Genomic DNA, 17,059 nt, shown 5'->3' with positions numbered 1-17,059 from the left:
TGCCCGGTGGCGCTGCGCTTACCGGAGGTTGCGGTCTGATGCCCTCACCCCAACCCTCTCCCACGGGAGAGGGCGCAAACACTAAAAACGGCAACGGGGTTGCCGTTTTGCTTTTACCTACTGCACAGGACTTAACGTAATCTCAACGCGGCGGTTCTGCGCTTTGCCTTCCGCCGTGCTGTTGCTGGCGATAGGGTTGGCAGGACCCATGCCGCTGGTGCGGATGCGGTTCGCTTCAACACCCTGGGTAATCAGCGCGCTGGCCACGGCGTCTGCACGCTGCTGGGACAGACGCATGTTCAGATCCTGGCTGCCGGTGCTGTCGGTGTAGCCCATCACGTTTACGGCGGTCTTGTTGTACTCTTTCAGCACCATCGCCACGCCGGTCAGGGTGTTCGCGCCCGCGGGTTTCAGCGTTGCGCTGCTGCTGTCGAAGGTCACGTTGTTCGGCATGTTCAGGATGATGTTATCGCCGCTGCGCGTCACGCTCACGCCGGTTCCCTTCATTTTGTCGCGCAGTTTTGCTTCCTGCACGTCCATGTAATAACCGACGCCGCCGCCCAGTGCTGCCCCCGCCGCTGCGCCAATCAGGGCGCCTTTGCCGCGGTCTTTCTTGGAGGAGGAGAGCGCCCCAACGCCTGCGCCGACCAGCGAGCCGATACCCGCGCCAATGCCGGATTTACCCGCTTCGCGCTCACCGGTGTAAGGGTTGGTTGTGCAGCCAGAAACAGCCAGGGCACCGCTCACCAGAGCGGCAATAACGAGTACGCGTTTTTTCATCTTCTTTCCTTAATCCTTTTTATTCTTTGCCACGGCGAGCGTGGCAGTTGATTATGACGTCCAGATACGGAGAAAATTCCGGGTATAACTCTGAAATTTGTGACAAACCATAAACGGCCTCAGCAAGAAGGCCGTAAAACCTGCACGCAACCAGGAGCGCACGCTTGAGCACCTCAACAAAAACCATTCTGACCGCCGCCCACTGGGGGCCGATGCTGGTCGAAACCGATGGCGAAAATGTTCTGTCGTCCCGCGGGGCACTGCCAACACAACATCCCAACTCGTTACAGACCGTCGTTCGCGATCAGGTGCATAGCAAAACGCGCGTGCGCTGGCCGATGGTGCGTAAAGGTTTTCTGGCCTCGCCGGAAAAACCGCAGGGGATTCGCGGTCAGGATGAGTTTGTTCGCGTGAGTTGGGATGACGCGCTGGCGCTGATCCACGCCCAGCATAAACGCATTCGCGACAGTTACGGTCCGTCGTCCATTTTCGCCGGGTCGTACGGCTGGCGTTCTAACGGCGTGCTGCACAAAGCCTCAACGCTGCTGCAGCGCTACATGAGCCTGGCGGGAGGCTATACCGGTCATCTGGGTGATTACTCCACCGGTGCGGCGCAGGCGATCATGCCGTACGTCGTGGGGGGGAACGAAGTGTACCAGCAGCAGACCAGCTGGCCGCTGGTGCTGGCGCATACCGACGTGGTGGTGCTCTGGAGTGCTAACCCCCTCAATACGCTGAAAATTGCCTGGAATGCCAGCGACGAGCAGGGCATCGGGTATTTTGACGCGCTACGCAAAAGCGGCAAGCGCATCATCTGCATTGACCCGATGCGCTCTGAAACCATGGATTTCTTCGGCGACAGCGCCGAGTGGATTGCCCCCCATATGGGCACCGACGTGGCGATGATGCTGGGTATCGCCCATACGCTGGTCGAAAACGGCTGGCACGATGTCGAATTCCTGACGCGCTGTACCACCGGCTTCGATAAATTCGCCGACTACCTGACGGGCCAATCCGATGGGGTAGCGAAAACGGCTGAGTGGGCAGCAAATATTTGTGGCGTTTCTGCAGAGAAAATCAGCGAACTGGCGGCGTTGTTCCATAAAAACACCACGATGTTAATGTCTGGGTGGGGAATGCAGCGCCAGCAGTTTGGCGAGCAAAAACACTGGATGCTGGTAACGCTTGCCGCAATGCTTGGGCAGATCGGTACGCCGGGCGGGGGTTTTGGTCTCTCCTATCACTTTGCGAACGGCGGTAACCCAACACGTAAAGCGGCGGTGCTGGCGTCTCTGCAAGGCTCGGTGCAGGGCGGTGTGGATGCCGTGGATAAAATCCCGGTAGCGCGGATCGTTGAAGCCCTGGAAAAACCTGGCGGTTTTTATCAGCACAATGGTCTGGACCGCCACTTCCCGGATATTAAATTTGTATGGTGGGCGGGCGGGTCAAACTTCACGCACCATCAGGATACCAATCGCCTTATCCGCGCCTGGCAAAAGCCGGAGCTGGTGGTGATTTCAGAGTGCTTCTGGACCGGCTCGGCCAAACACGCCGACATTGTGCTGCCGGCGACCACCTCGTTTGAGCGTAACGATCTCACCATGACCGGCGACTACAGCAACCAGCATATGGTCCCGATGAAGCGCGTTGTCGCCCCGCGCGATGAGGCGCGTGATGATTTTGACGTGTTTGCTGAACTGAGCGAGCTGTGGGAAGCGGGCGGTCGCGAGCGTTTTACCGAAGGGAAAAGCGATCTGCAATGGCTGGAGACCTTCTACCAGATTGCCGGACAGCGCGGCGCAGCGCAGGGCGTGACGCTGCCGCCCTTTGCTGAGTTCTGGGAGGCGAACCAAATCGTCGAGATGCCGGAGAGCGAACAGAATGCGAAGTTTGTCCGTTTTGCCGATTTCCGCCGTGACCCGGAGAACCATCCGCTGAAAACCGAGAGCGGAAAGATCGTGATCCACAGCGAGCGCATCGCCAGCTTTGGGTATGCCGACTGTCCGCCACACCCTATGTGGCTCGAACCGGACGAGTGGCACGGCAACGCCCGGCCGGAACAGCTGCAGGTATTATCAGCGCATCCCGCGCACCGCCTGCACAGCCAGCTTAACTATACGTCCCTGCGCGAGCAGTATGCGGTCGCCGGGCGAGAGCCGATCACGCTGAATACCCTCGATGCGAAAGCCCGCGGGATCGCGGACGGCGACATGGTGCGCGTCTGGAACTCGCGTGGGCAGGTGCTGGCAGGGGCGGTGGTGAGCGACGGGATTAAACCGGGCGTGATCTGCATTCATCAGGGCGCATGGCCCGATCTTGAGCCCGCCGAAGGCGGTATCTGTAAAAACGGGGCGGTTAACGTGCTGACCAAAGATCTCCCCAGCTCGAAGCTGGGGAATGGTTGCGCAGGGAATACGGCCCTGGCCTGGGTCGAGAAATATCAGGGACCCGAGCTTACCTTAACGGCGTTTGATCCGCCTGCCAGCTCATGATCCAGGTCGGGTGCTGGGTATCATCCTGCCAGGCGCTGTCTTCAATGCGAAAGCCCTGAGCATGGTAGAAATTCACCGCCCGAACATTTTTCTGATACACCTCCAGGCTTAAGTGCGGGAAGCGCTGTTGAACATAGTTCAGCAGCGCGCGCCCGATGCCTTTCCCGATGTACGATGGGGCGACAAACAGTGCGCCGACAAACTGAGACTGCATCACGCTGATAAATCCGCAAGGTTCGCCGTCCTGCTCCCAGACCCAGGTTTCCGCCGACGGCAGGTAAACGTCCCGCACCATGGCCTCGTTCTCTTTCCAGTAACCCGGCTCGATAAACGGATGCGCTTCTGTGGTGCTTTCAAGCCATAAGCTCAGAAGCGGTGCGGTATTCTCACTTTGCCATTTGCGGATCACGATGGCCTCCCGGATGACAGAAGCAGCCGGTAACGTGGTCGTTGACCAGGCCACAGGCCTGCATAAAGGCGTAGCAGATGGTGGAGCCGACAAACTTAAAACCGCGTTTTTTCAGGGCCTTCGAGAGAGCATCCGAGGCCGGGGTGGAGGCCGGGATTTCCGCGAGCGTGGCGGCCTGGGTGACCTGCGGATCGTTGTTCACAAACGTCCAGACAAAATCTGAGAACGATTCACCGTTTTGTTCCATCGCCAGGTAAGCGCGTGCGTTACCGATGATGGCCTGGATCTTACCGCGATGGCGGATGATGCCGGCATCCTGCACCAGCCGTTCCACGTCCTCATCGGTCATGGCGGCGACGGCGACAGGATCGAACTGGTGGAAGGCGTTGCGGTAGTTTTCGCGTTTCTTCAGCACCGTAATCCACGATAACCCCGCCTGCTGGCCCTCCAGGCAGATCATCTCAAAGAGTTTTTTGCCATCCGTTTCCGGCACGCCCCATTCCCGATCGTGATAGTCGATATAAAGCTGATCCTGGCTTACCCAACCGCAACGTTCCATCCGTCATCTCCCTTATTGATACTGATTTCGCAAAAATTTCATTCTGCCTGGCTTGACGTGTCTACTATAAAGACAATAGTTAATACAGGGCCATATGATCCTTAAGCTCTTCCTGAATAACGACAAATATCGCCGAATTCGGCTCTCTCTGGGGTCGCGTTGATGATGATAAAAAAAATCAGTGGTCGCCATGCTGCTTCTGGCCTGGTGGGAATTTCAGTCTGCCTGTTTTTTTGTAATACAGCGTCTGCCTGGCAACAGGAATATATCGTTTCAGACGCACAAAATAATACGGCGGAACGCTATACATGGGACGCGGATCACCAACCGCGTTATGAAGATATTCTTGCTGAGCGTATCCAGTCTTCGCAAAATGCGCCAGGTCTTGCCCTGAATATACCGTCTGGCAGTACGACAGAGGGGGCGATGAGCGTGGGCTGGAATTTTCCGGTTTCAGCGCGTATCACCACCGGCCCGGTAGTGGCGTGGCGGTACGACGGCACGGCTCCGATGATGATCAACGAGTTTGGTGATAGCGCGTCGACGCAGGCAATCACCGACCCGCTCTGGCACGCCAGCGTCAGCACGCTGGGGTGGCGCGTGAATACCCAGTACGGCGATCTCCGTCCCTGGGCGCAGATCAGCTATAACCAGCAGTTTGGTGAAAACCAGTGGAAATCGCAGTTTGGCATGCCGCAAACGCCAGCCCCTGCCCAAAACGGTAGCTGGATGGATGTTACCGTAGGAACAGATATTCCTTTTAATACGCACATGGCGGCCTATGCGTCGCTGGCTCAGGGGGAGCACACCACCACCGGTGAGGAGTTTTTATACACCCTCGGCGTCAGCGCGAACTTCTAGAGTTGTTACTTTTTTAAACGTCACGATAACATCTCGAATACAACAACCACGGGCTTTACAGCGATAGCAGATACTAACACGCTGTCGCTTTATTCCCGGGCCAGGTCATTCATTCCCGATTCCAGGCATTTCATTCCGTACCGCCTGCATTTCATGCCGTTTTACCCCAGGCGTATTAAGGTTTTGTTTATCGTTGTCCTCAGCGAACTTCCTTAATTTCTCTTGCAGGACAACTGCCATGAACACATCAACTTATAACCGCACGCGCTGGCTCACGCTCTTTGGCACCATCGTCACTCAGTTTGCGCTGGGGTCGGTCTATACCTGGAGCCTGTTTAACAGCGCGCTTTCCGACAAACTCGGCGCACCGGTCAGCCAGGTCGCGTTCTCCTTTGGTCTGCTGAGCCTGGGTCTGGCGATTTCGTCTTCCGTCGCAGGCAAGCTGCAGGAGCGTTTTGGGGTGAAGCGTGTGACCATGGCATCCGGCATTCTGCTGGGGCTGGGTTTTTTCCTGACGGCGCATTCCAGCAACCTGATGATGCTATGGCTGAGCGCCGGCGTGCTGGTGGGGCTGGCCGATGGCGCAGGTTACCTGCTGACCCTGTCGAACTGCGTGAAGTGGTTCCCGGAGCGTAAAGGCCTGATCTCTGCGTTCGCCATTGGTTCCTATGGCCTGGGCAGCCTCGGGTTCAAATTTATCGACTCCCACCTGCTGGCGTCCGTTGGCCTCGAAAAAACCTTTATGATCTGGGGCGCAATCGTGCTGGTGATGATTCTGTTCGGCGCCACGCTGATGACCGATGCGCCGCAGCAGGAGGTCAAATCCGTTAACGGCGTGGTGGAGAACGACTTCACTCTCGCGCAGTCCATGCGTAAACCGCAGTACTGGATGCTGGCGGTGATGTTCCTGACGGCCTGCATGAGCGGTCTGTATGTCATCGGCGTGGCGAAGGATATCGCGCAGGGGATGGTGAAGCTGGATGCGGCCACGGCGGCGAATGCGGTGACGGTGATCTCCATTGCCAACCTTTCGGGTCGTCTGGTGCTTGGTATTCTGTCTGACAAAATTGCCCGCATCCGTGTGATTACGATTGGGCAGGTGGTTTCGCTGGTCGGCATGGCGGCGCTGCTGTTCGCTCCGCTGAATGAAGCCACCTTCTTCGCGGCGATTGCCTGCGTGGCCTTTAACTTCGGCGGCACCATTACCGTCTTCCCGTCACTGGTGAGCGAATTTTTTGGCCTGAACAATCTGGCAAAAAACTACGGCGTTATCTATCTGGGCTTCGGGATCGGCAGTATCTGCGGCTCGCTGATTGCTTCCCTGTTTGGCGGGTTCTACGTGACCTTCGGCGTGATATTTGCCCTGCTGATTATTTCGCTGGCGCTGTCCACGACCATTCGTCAGCCGCAGCGCGAAGTATATAAGGAAGCGCATGCATGATTCGACGAAAAGAGGCCGCAGGGCCTCTTTTTTATCTACGCATCGTTTCCAGACGAGTTATTTTGTAAAAATCTTCATTGATCACATTCTCTGCTGCCACTTTTTTTCCCCGCTGTGGTCTACTTACCGCGCTTGTAGACGTTTCTGATAACGATTTCTCCCGCACCTACTTACTCTGTCTGCTCTCTCCATGAGATTCGACGGGTCTTTATACCCCTTCCCCCAGGGTTGTTTGCATGAAATATATTAGATCTCTTACCCAGCAAAGATTGTGTCTGATGCTGGCTGTCTATATCGGTTTGTTTCTGAATGGCGCGGTGCTGTTCAGAAGAGTGGAAGGCTATTTTGAACACCTCACCGTAAGCAATGGGATTTTCGCCGCGATTGAAGTGTTTGGCTCTGTTCTGGCTACCTTTTTCCTGTTACGCCTGCTCTCTCTCTTCGGCCGCCGAACCTGGCAAATTTTGGCCTCGCTGGTGGTGATTATCTCCGCCGCCGCAAGCTATTATATGACCTTTATGAACGTGGTCATTGGGTACGGTATTGTTGCCTCGGTGATGACCACGGATATCGATCTCTCGAAAGAGGTGGTAGGGAAAGGCTTTATCGTCTGGACGGTTTTAACCTGTCTGATCCCGCTTTTCTTTATCTGGAACAATACGTGCCGCTATACGCTGTTACGCCAGCTGCGTACGCGTGGACAGCGGATCCGCAATATCGTCGTTGTCCTGCTGGCCGGTCTGCTGGTATGGGCGCCTATCCGCCTGATGGAAACACAGCAAAAACGCGTCGAGAAAGCGACGGGCGTCGATATGCCAAGCTATGGCGGCGTGGTGGCAAACTCGTATTTGCCGTCTAACTGGCTGTCAGCGTTAGGTCTTTATGCCTGGGCGCAGGCGGATGAATCCAGTGATGTGAAATCGCTGATCAATCCACTGAAAAAATTCACCTACCAGCCGCCAGCCGACGGGATTGATGATACGTACGTCGTCTTTGTCATCGGTGAAACGACGCGCTGGGATCATATGGGCATTCTCGGTTATGACCGGGATACCACGCCAAAGCTGGCGCAGGAAAAGAACCTGGTGGCTTACCGAGGCTACTCCTGTGATACCGCAACCAAGCTCTCGCTGCGCTGTATGTTTGTGCGTGAAGGCGGTGCAAGCGATAACCCGCAACGCACGCTGAAAGAACAAAACGTGTTTGCCGTGCTGAAGCAGCTTGGATTCAGCTCTGACCTGTTCGCCATGCAAAGTGAGATGTGGTTCTACACCAACACGCTGGCAGATAACATCGCGTACCGCGAGCAGATTGGTGCCGAGCCGCGTAACCGCGGTAAAAACGTCGACGACATGCTGCTGCTGGAAGAGATGTCGGAGTCCCTCAAGAACCATCCACAGGGTAAGCATCTGATTATTCTGCATACCAAAGGGTCGCATTACAGCTATTACCAGCGCTACACGCGTGATTTTGCGAAGTGGCAGCCTGAGTGTGTGGGCATTAATAAAGACTGCAGCAAGCAGGAGCTGATCAATGCCTACGATAACTCGGTGCTTTATGTAGATACCTTCCTGAGCCGGGTCATTGACCAGCTGCGCGATAAAAAAGCGATTGTAATTTACGCGGCCGACCACGGTGAGTCCATCAACGAGAAAGAGCATCTGCACGGTACGCCGCGCAAGCTGGCACCGCCGGAGCAGTTCCGCGTGCCGATGATCATGTGGATGTCGGATAAGTATCTTGAAAATCCGGAGAAGGCGAAGATGTTTGCTCACCTGAAGAAAGAGGCGGAGATGAAAGTGCCGCGTCGTCACGTTGAGCTGTACGACACCATTATGGGTTGTCTCGGTTATACCTCACCGAATGGTGGGATTAACGAAAACAACAACTGGTGTAAACTCCCTGACAACACCGCAAAAGCCGCGCAGTAGCTGCTCTGGCGAGAATATCGCCAGTTGAATGGCTTTTTGAAAATAAGGGATTGACGGGGGCGCACCTCAGCAGTAAGATGCGCTCCGCATTCGGCGAGTAGCGCAGCTTGGTAGCGCAACTGGTTTGGGACCAGTGGGTCGGAGGTTCGAATCCTCTCTCGCCGACCACATTCTGAAAAGGGCTAACCGCAAGGTTAGCCCTTTTTGCATTATGACCTTATCCCGTCAGAGTATCCAAAACGCCCCTTAGGCCTGCTTCTTCCTGCCTGTTAACGATTTTGTGACATAATCCATTGTATTTTTTTATATATAGATTGATCTTTTTTCGCGTTGCTTATGGATAACCTCAGCATTTTTCGCTGTGCGTTTTAACGTTCGCGGTATTTAGTGCTCAGATAATCACCATTCTGCAAGAAAATTTACCCATTCTGAATAAAAGTTAATCACTGATTGTGACGAAATATGAAGAGACTTGTGCTGCAGGATGGCGAGTAGCATAAATTTCCCTGCTGAAAACTGGCATGCATAGTTTTTTTAATCTTTGTTTGCGGTTTCTCACACTCAGCGTAAATCCCCGTCACCTGTATTGACGTTTTCACATTCTGTTGACAGATTGTAGGGCATGAGGGGCATTTCAGGGACGATCTGCGCTGCAACTCAAACGCTCTTCTGAAAGGATTCTCCATCCCTTTAAAGCCTTCGGGCATCACCGACCGGACCGGGTAAAAAATAAATAAAGGTCTGGCGGCGTAACACAACAAAGCAAAACATCACATTGGAGCAGAATAATGAGTATTTCCTTGAAGAAGTCAGGGATGCTGAAGCTTGGTCTGAGCCTGGTGGCTATGACCGTGGCAGCAAGCGTACAGGCAAAAACCCTGGTTTACTGTTCTGAAGGCTCGCCGGAAGGCTTTAACCCACAGCTCTTTACCTCTGGTACGACTTACGACGCAAGCTCTGTACCGATCTATAACCGTCTGGTTGAATTCAAAACCGGTACCACGGAAGTTATTCCGGGTCTGGCCGAGAAGTGGGAGGTCAGCGAAGACGGTAAGACCTATACCTTCCATCTGCGTCAGGGCGTGAAGTGGCAGGACAACAAAGAATTCAAACCAACGCGCGACCTTAACGCCGACGACGTTGTGTTCTCCTTCGACCGTCAGAAAAATGCCCAGAACCCGTACCACAAAGTGTCTGGCGGCAGCTATGAATACTTCGAAGGGATGGGTCTGCCTGACCTGATCGCTGAAGTGAAAAAAGTTGACGATAAAACGGTACAGTTCGTGCTGACTCGCCCGGAAGCGCCATTCCTGGCTGACCTGGCCATGGACTTCGCCTCAATTCTGTCCAAAGAGTACGCGGACAACATGCTGAAAGCCGGTACGCCGGAGAAAGTCGACCTGAACCCAATCGGTACCGGTCCATTCCAGCTGCTGCAGTACCAGAAAGACTCCCGCATTCTGTATAAAGCATTCGAAGGCTTCTGGGGCACCAAGCCGCAGATCGATCGTCTGGTCTTCTCTATCACGCCTGATGCGTCAGTGCGTTATGCAAAACTGCAGAAAAACGAATGCCAGGTGATGCCGTACCCGAACCCGGCTGATATCGCCCGCATGAAGCAGGACAAGAACATCAACCTGCTGGAGCAGGCTGGCCTGAACGTGGGCTATCTCTCCTTCAACACCGAGAAGAAACCGTTTGATGACGTGAAAGTGCGTCAGGCGCTGACCTACGCGGTGAACAAAGAAGCGATCATCAAAGCGGTTTATCAGGGTGCAGGCGTTGCGGCTAAAAACCTGATCCCACCAACCATGTGGGGCTATAACGACGACGTTAAAGACTACACCTACGATCCTGAGAAAGCGAAAGCGCTGCTGAAAGAAGCAGGCCAGGATAAAGGCTTTACCGTTGAGCTGTGGGCGATGCCGGTACAGCGTCCGTACAACCCGAACGCACGCCGTATGGCGGAAATGGTTCAGGCTGACTGGGCTAAGGTTGGCGTTCAGGCCAAGATTGTGACCTACGAGTGGGGCGAGTACCTGAAGCGCGCCAAAGCGGGTGAGCACCAGGCGGTAATGATGGGCTGGACCGGTGATAACGGGGATCCGGACAACTTCTTCGCCACCCTGTTCAGCTGCGCGGCGGCGAAAGACGGTTCTAACTACTCTCGCTGGTGCTACAAGCCGTTTGAAGACCTGATCCAGCCGGCGCGTGCGACCGACGATCACAACAAACGTATTGAACTGTACAAGCAGGCTCAGGTTGTTATGCACGATCAGGCTCCGGCGCTGATTGTTGCTCACTCCACCGTGTACGAGCCTGTGCGTAAAGAGGTGAAAGGCTACGTGGTTGATCCACTGGGCAAGCACCACTTCGAAAACGTATCGGTTGAATAATAAGTAGGGTGTTCTCCCTCTCCCTGTGGGAGAGGGCAGGGGTGAGGGGCGTGCATGCATCCCCTCACCCTAACCCTCTCCCACAGGGAGAGGGAATTTACATTTGTGAGCAATACAGACGTCACGCCACTGGTCGTGCGTCATCAGAGAGAATCCGGGTTATGTTGCAGTTCATCCTCCGACGTCTGGGACTTGTTATCCCCACGTTTATCGGTATCACCCTTCTCACTTTTGCCTTCGTCCATATGATCCCCGGCGACCCGGTAATGATTATGGCGGGCGAGCGTGGTATTTCCCCTGAGCGCCATGCACAGCTGCTGGCGGAACTCGGTCTCGATAAGCCGATGTGGCAGCAGTACCTCCACTATATCTGGGGCGTGTTGCACGGTGATTTAGGGATTTCGCTGAAAAGCCGTCTTCCGGTGTGGGACGAGTTCGTGCCGCGTTTTAAAGCGACACTGGAGCTTGGCGTCTGCGCCATGATTTTCGCTACTGCGGTGGGTATTCCTGTTGGGGTACTGGCTGCCGTCAAGCGTGGCTCTATTTTTGACCATACCGCCGTAGGCCTGGCGCTGACCGGCTACTCCATGCCTATCTTCTGGTGGGGCATGATGCTGATCATGCTGGTATCGGTGCAGCTTAACCTGACACCGGTCTCCGGGCGCGTCAGCGATATGGTCTTCCTCGACGACACCAATCCGTTAACCGGCTTTATGCTGATTGATACGGCTATCTGGGGCGAAGAGGGCAACTTCATGGATGCCGTCGCGCATATGATCCTGCCTGCCATGGTGCTGGGCACCATTCCCCTTGCGGTGATCGTGCGTATGACCCGTTCATCGATGCTGGAAGTGTTGGGTGAAGATTATATCCGCACCGCGCGCGCCAAGGGCCTGACGCGTATGCGCGTCATCATCGTTCATGCGCTGCGTAATGCCATGCTGCCGGTGGTGACCGTTATTGGTCTCCAGGTGGGGACGTTGCTGGCGGGGGCGATCCTGACGGAAACCATCTTCTCCTGGCCGGGGCTTGGACGCTGGCTGATTGATGCGCTGCAACGCCGTGACTATCCGGTTGTGCAGGGCGGTGTGCTGCTGGTCGCGACGATGATTATCCTCGTCAACCTGCTGGTCGATTTGCTGTACGGCGTGGTGAACCCGCGTATTCGTCATAAGAAGTAAGGGACCATCATGTCACAAGTCACTCAAAATAAAGTGGTCGCTGCACCGGTGCCAATGACGCCGCTGCAGGAGTTCTGGCACTACTTCAAGCGCAATAAAGGCGCTGTGGTAGGGCTGGTGTATGTCGTAATCATGATCCTCATTGCGGTATTTGCGAACGTCCTATCACCGTATAACCCTGCGGACCAGTTCCGTGATGCGCTGCTTGCGCCTCCAGCCTGGCAGGACGGTGGTAGCCTGACGCACCTGCTGGGTACCGATGATGTGGGCCGCGACGTGCTGTCGCGCCTGATGTACGGCGCACGTCTGTCGCTGCTGGTGGGCTGCCTCGTGGTTGTGCTGTCGCTGGTCATGGGTGTCGTGCTCGGTCTGGTGGCGGGCTACTTCGGAGGAATCGTTGATAACATCATTATGCGCATCGTCGATATCATGCTGGCGTTGCCAAGCCTGCTTCTGGCGCTGGTGCTGGTGGCGATCTTCGGCCCGTCGATTGGTAACGCCGCGCTGGCGTTGACCTTCGTGGCACTCCCTCACTACGTACGTTTAACCCGTGCGGCGGTGCTGGTGGAAGTGAACCGCGATTACGTCACGGCGTCTCGCGTGGCGGGTGCCGGTGCGATGCGCCAGATGTTCGTTAATATCTTCCCTAACTGCCTTGCGCCGCTGATTGTTCAGGCGTCGCTCGGTTTCTCTAACGCCATTCTTGATATGGCCGCTCTTGGCTTCCTGGGCATGGGTGCGCAGCCGCCAACACCGGAGTGGGGCACCATGCTCTCCGACGTGTTGCAGTTCGCACAAAGCGCCTGGTGGGTTGTCACCTTCCCGGGTCTGGCAATCCTGCTGACGGTGCTGGCATTTAACCTGATGGGTGATGGTCTGCGTGATGCACTTGATCCCAAACTGAAGCAGTAAGAGGCACGAGATGGCGTTATTAAATGTAGATAAATTATCGGTGCACTTCGGGGATGTTGGCACTGAGTTTCGCGCCGTGGACCGCATCAGCTACAGCGTAAATCAGGGCGAAGTGGTTGGCATTGTCGGGGAGTCCGGTTCCGGTAAGTCAGTAAGCTCACTGGCAATCATGGGGCTGATTGATTATCCGGGCCGCGTGATGGCGGAAAACCTGCAGTTCAACGGTCAGGACCTGAAGCGCATTTCTGAAAAACAGCGCCGCCAGCTGGTGGGCGCCGAAGTGGCGATGATTTTCCAGGATCCCATGACCAGCCTGAACCCTTGCTACACCGTTGGTTTCCAGATTATGGAAGCAATTAAGGTGCATCAGGGCGGGAATAAGAAAACCCGTCGTCAGCGCGCGATCGATCTGCTGAATCAGGTGGGTATTCCTGACCCGGCATCGCGTCTGGACGTATACCCGCACCAGCTCTCCGGTGGGATGAGCCAGCGCGTGATGATCGCGATGGCGATTGCCTGTCGGCCAAAACTGCTGATTGCGGATGAACCGACGACGGCGCTGGATGTGACCATTCAGGCGCAAATCATCGAACTGCTGCTGGAGCTGCAGCAGAAAGAAAATATGGCGCTGGTGCTGATTACGCACGATCTGGCGCTGGTGGCCGAAGCCGCGCACAAAATTATCGTGATGTATGCCGGCCAGGTGGTCGAGACCGGGAATTCACACGATATTTTCCGTGCGCCGCGTCACCCGTATACCCAGGCGCTTTTACGCGCGCTGCCGGAGTTTGCCCAGGACAAAGCGCGTCTGGCATCGCTGCCGGGTGTGGTACCGGGTAAATATGATCGTCCGCAGGGCTGTCTGCTCAATCCGCGCTGTCCGTATGCGACGGACAAATGCCGGGCAGAAGAGCCAGAGCTTAACCAGCTTGCTGACGGTCGTCAGTCGAAATGCCACTACCCACTCGATGATGCCGGGAGGCCAACACTATGAGTACGCAACAGGCCACCACGCAACAGCCGCTGTTGCAGGCCATCGACCTGAAAAAATACTATCCGGTGAAGAAGGGATTGTTTGCCCCTGAACGCCTGGTGAAAGCGCTGGACGGCGTTTCCTTTAACCTCGAACGCGGTAAAACGCTGGCGGTGGTGGGGGAGTCAGGCTGCGGCAAATCCACGCTGGGCCGTCTGCTGACGATGATTGAAGTGCCGACCGGCGGAGAGCTCTATTATCAGGGGCAAGATCTGCTCAAGCACGATCCGCAGGCGCAGAAGCTGCGTCGCCAGAAAATCCAGATTGTGTTCCAGAACCCGTATGGTTCTTTGAACCCGCGTAAAAAAGTGGGGCAGATTCTGGAAGAGCCGCTGCAAATTAACAGTAATCTGAACAAAGAGCAGCGCCGTGAAAAAGCGCTGGCGATGATGGCGAAGGTCGGCCTCAAAACCGAGCATTATGACCGCTATCCGCACATGTTCTCCGGTGGTCAGCGTCAGCGTATCGCTATCGCGCGTGGTCTGATGCTCGATCCGGACGTGGTGATTGCCGATGAGCCGGTCTCCGCGCTCGACGTATCCGTGCGTGCGCAGGTGCTGAACCTGATGATGGATCTCCAGCAGGAGCTGGGGCTGTCTTATGTGTTCATCTCCCACGATCTGTCGGTTGTCGAACACATTGCTGATGAAGTGATGGTGATGTACCTGGGGCGCTGCGTGGAGAAGGGGACCAAAGACCAGATCTTTAATAACCCTCGTCACCCGTATACCCAGGCGCTGCTGTCTGCGACGCCGCGTCTGAACCCGGACGATCGTCGTGAGCGTATTAAGCTGACGGGTGAACTGCCAAGCCCGCTGAATCCACCTCCGGGATGTGCATTCAACGCCCGCTGCCGTCGCCGCTTTGGCCCGTGCACCCAGCTCCAGCCGCAGCTGAAGGATTATGGCGGCCAACTGGTTGCCTGCTTTGCGGTCGATCAGGATGAAAATGGCGAGAAGCCACAGGCATAACGAAAAAAACCGGCGTTAAGCCGGTTTTTTTATATCTGCTTTATTATTTCCGCAGGCGAATCTGGTCGACGGCGTGCTTCTCGCTCTTGGTGAGGATCAGGCTCGCACGCTCGCGCGTCGGCAGGATGTTCTCTTTGAGGTTCACGTAGTTAATCTCATTCCACAGTCCCGTGGCCACATTGATCGCTTCTTCTTCAGAAAGCTGAGCATAGTGGTGGAAATAGGAATCCGGGTCAGTGAACGCCCCTTCGCGGAACTTCAGGAAGCGGTTGATGTACCAGTTTTGCAGCAGGTCTTCCGGCGCATCGACATAAATAGAGAAATCGACGAAATCCGAGACGAATACATGATGCGGGTCGTGAGGATAGTCCATCCCGCTTTGCAGCACGTTCAGACCTTCCAGAATCAGGATGTCCGGCTGGACCACTGTTTTATCCCCACCCGGGATGCGATCGTAGATCAGGTGCGAATAGACTGGCGCAGTCACGTGCGGCACGCCGGATTTCAGGTCAGAGACAAATTTCACCAGACGGTGCATATCATAAGAGAGCGGGAAGCCCTTCTTCTTCATCAGCCCGCGTTCTTTTAACACCTCGTTCGGGTGCAGGAAGCCGTCAGTCGTGATCAGCTCCACGCTGCGGTGTTCCGGCCAGCGGCTCAACAGCGCCTGCAGGACACGCGCAGTGGTACTTTTACCCACGGCCACGCTGCCTGCGATACTAATGATATAAGGAATGCGTTGACCGTTCGTCCCGAGAAACTGCTCCAGCACAGCCTGACGGCGCAGGTTCGAGCTGATATAGAAGTTAAGCAAGCGAGAGAGGGGGAGATAAATTTCTGCCACCTCTTCCAGGGACAGATCTTCGTTTATCCCTTTTAACCGTGCGATTTCACCTTCCGTCAGCGTCATAGGGACGGAATCACGCAGGGCAGCCCACTGGCTGCGGTTAAAGTGAAGATAAGGCGTCATTAACGTTTGCTCTTTTTTGCTCATAAGCATGCTTCAGTGAGCCAGCATCACACTGCCGGATCATGGCTCATCACACAGTTAATTTTGGACAATGGGCAGGAGGTTAACACCAGATGACAGGAATAATAAGAAAAAAGATGGAAAGGGCTGCGTAACGCGGAAGCCGTCACGCTACGGTGAATACGGTGCAAATCACCCTGATATGTTGAATATTTGACCTCAAATGACTACTTTTACAGCGCCCGATACGCCGTTCGAATAAAATGTGAGCGAAAGAACGTTTTATGCAAATTTTTAGTTGCATGACCGCGCAGGTATCCATAGAATGCGCGCTACTTGATGCCGACTTAGCTCAGTAGGTAGAGCAACTGACTTGTAATCAGTAGGTCACCAGTTCGATTCCGGTAGTCGGCACCATCAAGTCCGGTGGGGTTCCCGAGCGGCCAAAGGGAGCAGACTGTAAATCTGCCGTCACAGACTTCGAAGGTTCGAATCCTTCCCCCACCACCACTTTCTGGCAGCGTAAATGCCGCCGGAGCTGGTTGGAAAAATTAGCCAGCTCAAACTGAAAAAGAGAGAAATCTCTTTTTTTGTTACAGAAAGAACTGGGTAGCCGAGTTTCAGGATGCGGGCATCGTATAATGGCTATTACCTCAGCCTTCCAAGCTGATGATGCGGGTTCGATTCCCGCTGCCCGCTCCAATACGTGCTGATATGGCTCAGTTGGTAGAGCGCACCCTTGGTAAGGGTGAGGTCCCCAGTTCGACTCTGGGTATCAGCACCACTTCACTTCTCCTTCCCGTTTCTCTCTGTTTCAATTTTACTGTATTCAACAATTCAGGCATTTCGTCTGGTTGATGTGGTGATATCACCGATTTATCCGTGTCTTAGAGGGACAATCGATGTCTAAAGAAAAGTTTGAACGTACAAAACCGCACGTTAACGTCGGTACTATCGGCCACGTTGACCATGGTAAAACAACGCTGACCGCTGCAATCACTACCGTTCTGGCTAAAACCTACGGTGGTTCTGCTCGCGCATTCGACCAGATCGATAACGCACCAGAAGAAAAAGCTCGTGGTATCACCATCAACACTTCCCACGTTGAATATGACACCCCGAC

Annotated in this window: 14 protein-coding genes and 5 tRNA genes; 15 read left to right on the top strand and 4 right to left on the bottom strand. The window is 55.0% G+C overall.

What is annotated here, in order from left to right:
• Nucleotides 1-117: 117 nt before the first annotated feature.
• Entirely contained in the window at nt 118-780 is a 663-nt protein-coding gene (locus tag FU672_RS14565) for an OmpA family lipoprotein (protein ID WP_148243757.1), read from the bottom strand.
• A gap of 212 nt (nt 781-992) precedes the next feature.
• Here FU672_RS14565 and FU672_RS14560 point away from each other — a divergent pair, with 212 nt between their 5' ends.
• Nucleotides 993-3,272: a molybdopterin guanine dinucleotide-containing S/N-oxide reductase gene (locus FU672_RS14560; RefSeq protein WP_262349020.1), complete on the top strand. Its 2,280-nt coding sequence runs from the start codon at nt 993-995 to the stop codon at nt 3,270-3,272.
• Here the strand turns inward: FU672_RS14560 and FU672_RS14555 are convergent.
• Together FU672_RS14555 and tag are read right to left on the bottom strand one after the other, a co-directional pair.
• Nucleotides 3,235-3,681 (bottom strand): N-acetyltransferase, encoded by a 447-nt coding sequence (locus tag FU672_RS14555; protein WP_148243755.1) that lies wholly within the window; start codon nt 3,679-3,681, stop codon nt 3,235-3,237. The two genes, FU672_RS14560 and FU672_RS14555, sit on opposite strands and share 38 nt — an antisense overlap.
• The gene (gene tag, locus FU672_RS14550; RefSeq protein ID WP_148243754.1) at nt 3,659-4,240 is read right to left on the bottom strand and encodes a DNA-3-methyladenine glycosylase I; all 582 of its coding nucleotides are present in this window, start codon (nt 4,238-4,240) and stop codon (nt 3,659-3,661) included. The genes FU672_RS14555 and tag overlap by 23 nt, the downstream gene beginning before the upstream one ends.
• A gap of 162 nt (nt 4,241-4,402) precedes the next feature.
• Between tag and FU672_RS14545 the strand changes: the two genes are divergently transcribed.
• The 9 genes from FU672_RS14545 (at nt 4,403) to dppF (ending at nt 14,966) form a co-directional block, all read left to right on the top strand.
• Complete coding sequence (locus tag FU672_RS14545) at nt 4,403-5,101, top strand: autotransporter domain-containing protein (RefSeq protein WP_148243753.1); 699 nt, start codon at nt 4,403-4,405, stop codon at nt 5,099-5,101.
• 238 nt (nt 5,102-5,339) lie between these two features.
• Nucleotides 5,340-6,542 (top strand): L-lactate MFS transporter, encoded by a 1,203-nt coding sequence (locus FU672_RS14540; protein ID WP_148243752.1) that lies wholly within the window; start codon nt 5,340-5,342, stop codon nt 6,540-6,542.
• A 236-nt stretch (nt 6,543-6,778) separates the two neighbouring features.
• Nucleotides 6,779-8,473, top strand: coding sequence for a kdo(2)-lipid A phosphoethanolamine 7''-transferase (eptB, locus tag FU672_RS14535; RefSeq protein WP_148243751.1), 1,695 nt, complete (start codon nt 6,779-6,781; stop codon nt 8,471-8,473).
• Nucleotides 8,474-8,564: 91 nt separating this feature from the next.
• A tRNA-Pro gene (locus tag FU672_RS14530) sits at nt 8,565-8,641 on the top strand.
• 620 nt (nt 8,642-9,261) lie between these two features.
• Nucleotides 9,262-10,869, top strand: coding sequence for a dipeptide ABC transporter periplasmic-binding protein DppA (gene dppA / locus FU672_RS14525; protein WP_148243750.1), 1,608 nt, complete (start codon nt 9,262-9,264; stop codon nt 10,867-10,869).
• A gap of 161 nt (nt 10,870-11,030) precedes the next feature.
• Nucleotides 11,031-12,050 (top strand): dipeptide ABC transporter permease DppB, encoded by a 1,020-nt coding sequence (gene dppB, locus FU672_RS14520; protein WP_024909087.1) that lies wholly within the window; start codon nt 11,031-11,033, stop codon nt 12,048-12,050.
• Nucleotides 12,051-12,059: 9 nt separating this feature from the next.
• A complete protein-coding gene (gene dppC, locus FU672_RS14515) occupies nt 12,060-12,962 on the top strand; it encodes a dipeptide ABC transporter permease DppC (RefSeq protein ID WP_148243749.1) in 903 nt (300 codons plus the stop codon).
• A gap of 10 nt (nt 12,963-12,972) precedes the next feature.
• Nucleotides 12,973-13,956, top strand: a complete 984-nt coding sequence (gene dppD, locus FU672_RS14510; protein ID WP_148243748.1) for a dipeptide ABC transporter ATP-binding protein — start codon at nt 12,973-12,975, stop codon at nt 13,954-13,956.
• Nucleotides 13,953-14,966 carry a dipeptide ABC transporter ATP-binding subunit DppF gene (dppF, locus tag FU672_RS14505; protein WP_148243747.1) on the top strand — a complete coding sequence of 338 codons (1,014 nt, stop codon included), beginning with the start codon at nt 13,953-13,955 and terminating at the stop codon, nt 14,964-14,966. The genes dppD and dppF overlap by 4 nt, the downstream gene beginning before the upstream one ends.
• Before the next feature lie 43 nt (nt 14,967-15,009).
• Here dppF and coaA read toward each other — a convergent pair whose 3' ends face one another.
• Nucleotides 15,010-15,960 carry a type I pantothenate kinase gene (gene coaA / locus FU672_RS14500; protein ID WP_021242480.1) on the bottom strand — a complete coding sequence of 317 codons (951 nt, stop codon included), beginning with the start codon at nt 15,958-15,960 and terminating at the stop codon, nt 15,010-15,012.
• A 317-nt stretch (nt 15,961-16,277) separates the two neighbouring features.
• Between coaA and FU672_RS14495 the strand changes: the two genes are divergently transcribed.
• The 5 genes from FU672_RS14495 to FU672_RS14475 form a co-directional block, all read left to right on the top strand.
• Nucleotides 16,278-16,353: transfer RNA gene (locus FU672_RS14495), tRNA-Thr, on the top strand.
• Between the two features lie 8 nt (nt 16,354-16,361).
• Nucleotides 16,362-16,446 (top strand) — tRNA-Tyr (locus FU672_RS14490).
• A gap of 117 nt (nt 16,447-16,563) precedes the next feature.
• A tRNA-Gly gene (locus tag FU672_RS14485) sits at nt 16,564-16,638 on the top strand.
• Between the two features lie 6 nt (nt 16,639-16,644).
• A tRNA-Thr gene (locus FU672_RS14480) sits at nt 16,645-16,720 on the top strand.
• Nucleotides 16,721-16,838: 118 nt separating this feature from the next.
• Nucleotides 16,839-17,059: GTP-binding protein (locus FU672_RS14475; RefSeq protein ID WP_227502482.1), on the top strand; the 221-nt coding region annotated here is incomplete at its 3' end.

The organism is Enterobacter asburiae, from assembly GCF_008080435.1.
In the GTDB taxonomy this organism is placed as follows: Bacteria; Pseudomonadota; Gammaproteobacteria; order Enterobacterales; family Enterobacteriaceae; genus Enterobacter; species Enterobacter asburiae_C.
This window is presented reverse-complemented; position numbering and strand designations above follow the sequence as displayed.

What these genes read in the sequence shown, in the direction of transcription:
- dppF (WP_148243747.1), top strand. Translation starts at nt 13,953, where the DNA reads ATGAGTACGCAACAGGCCACCACGCAACAGCCGCTGTTGCAGGCCATC.
- FU672_RS14545 (WP_148243753.1), top strand. Translation starts at nt 4,403, where the DNA reads ATGATGATAAAAAAAATCAGTGGTCGCCATGCTGCTTCTGGCCTGGTG.
- dppA (WP_148243750.1), top strand. Translation starts at nt 9,262, where the DNA reads ATGAGTATTTCCTTGAAGAAGTCAGGGATGCTGAAGCTTGGTCTGAGC.
- FU672_RS14540 (WP_148243752.1), top strand. Translation starts at nt 5,340, where the DNA reads ATGAACACATCAACTTATAACCGCACGCGCTGGCTCACGCTCTTTGGC.
- FU672_RS14565 (WP_148243757.1), bottom strand. Translation starts at nt 780, where the DNA reads ATGAAAAAACGCGTACTCGTTATTGCCGCTCTGGTGAGCGGTGCCCTG.
- coaA (WP_021242480.1), bottom strand. Translation starts at nt 15,960, where the DNA reads ATGAGCAAAAAAGAGCAAACGTTAATGACGCCTTATCTTCACTTTAAC.
- eptB (WP_148243751.1), top strand. Translation starts at nt 6,779, where the DNA reads ATGAAATATATTAGATCTCTTACCCAGCAAAGATTGTGTCTGATGCTG.
- tag (WP_148243754.1), bottom strand. Translation starts at nt 4,240, where the DNA reads ATGGAACGTTGCGGTTGGGTAAGCCAGGATCAGCTTTATATCGACTAT.
- dppD (WP_148243748.1), top strand. Translation starts at nt 12,973, where the DNA reads ATGGCGTTATTAAATGTAGATAAATTATCGGTGCACTTCGGGGATGTT.
- dppC (WP_148243749.1), top strand. Translation starts at nt 12,060, where the DNA reads ATGTCACAAGTCACTCAAAATAAAGTGGTCGCTGCACCGGTGCCAATG.
- FU672_RS14560 (WP_262349020.1), top strand. Translation starts at nt 993, where the DNA reads ATGCTGGTCGAAACCGATGGCGAAAATGTTCTGTCGTCCCGCGGGGCA.
- dppB (WP_024909087.1), top strand. Translation starts at nt 11,031, where the DNA reads ATGTTGCAGTTCATCCTCCGACGTCTGGGACTTGTTATCCCCACGTTT.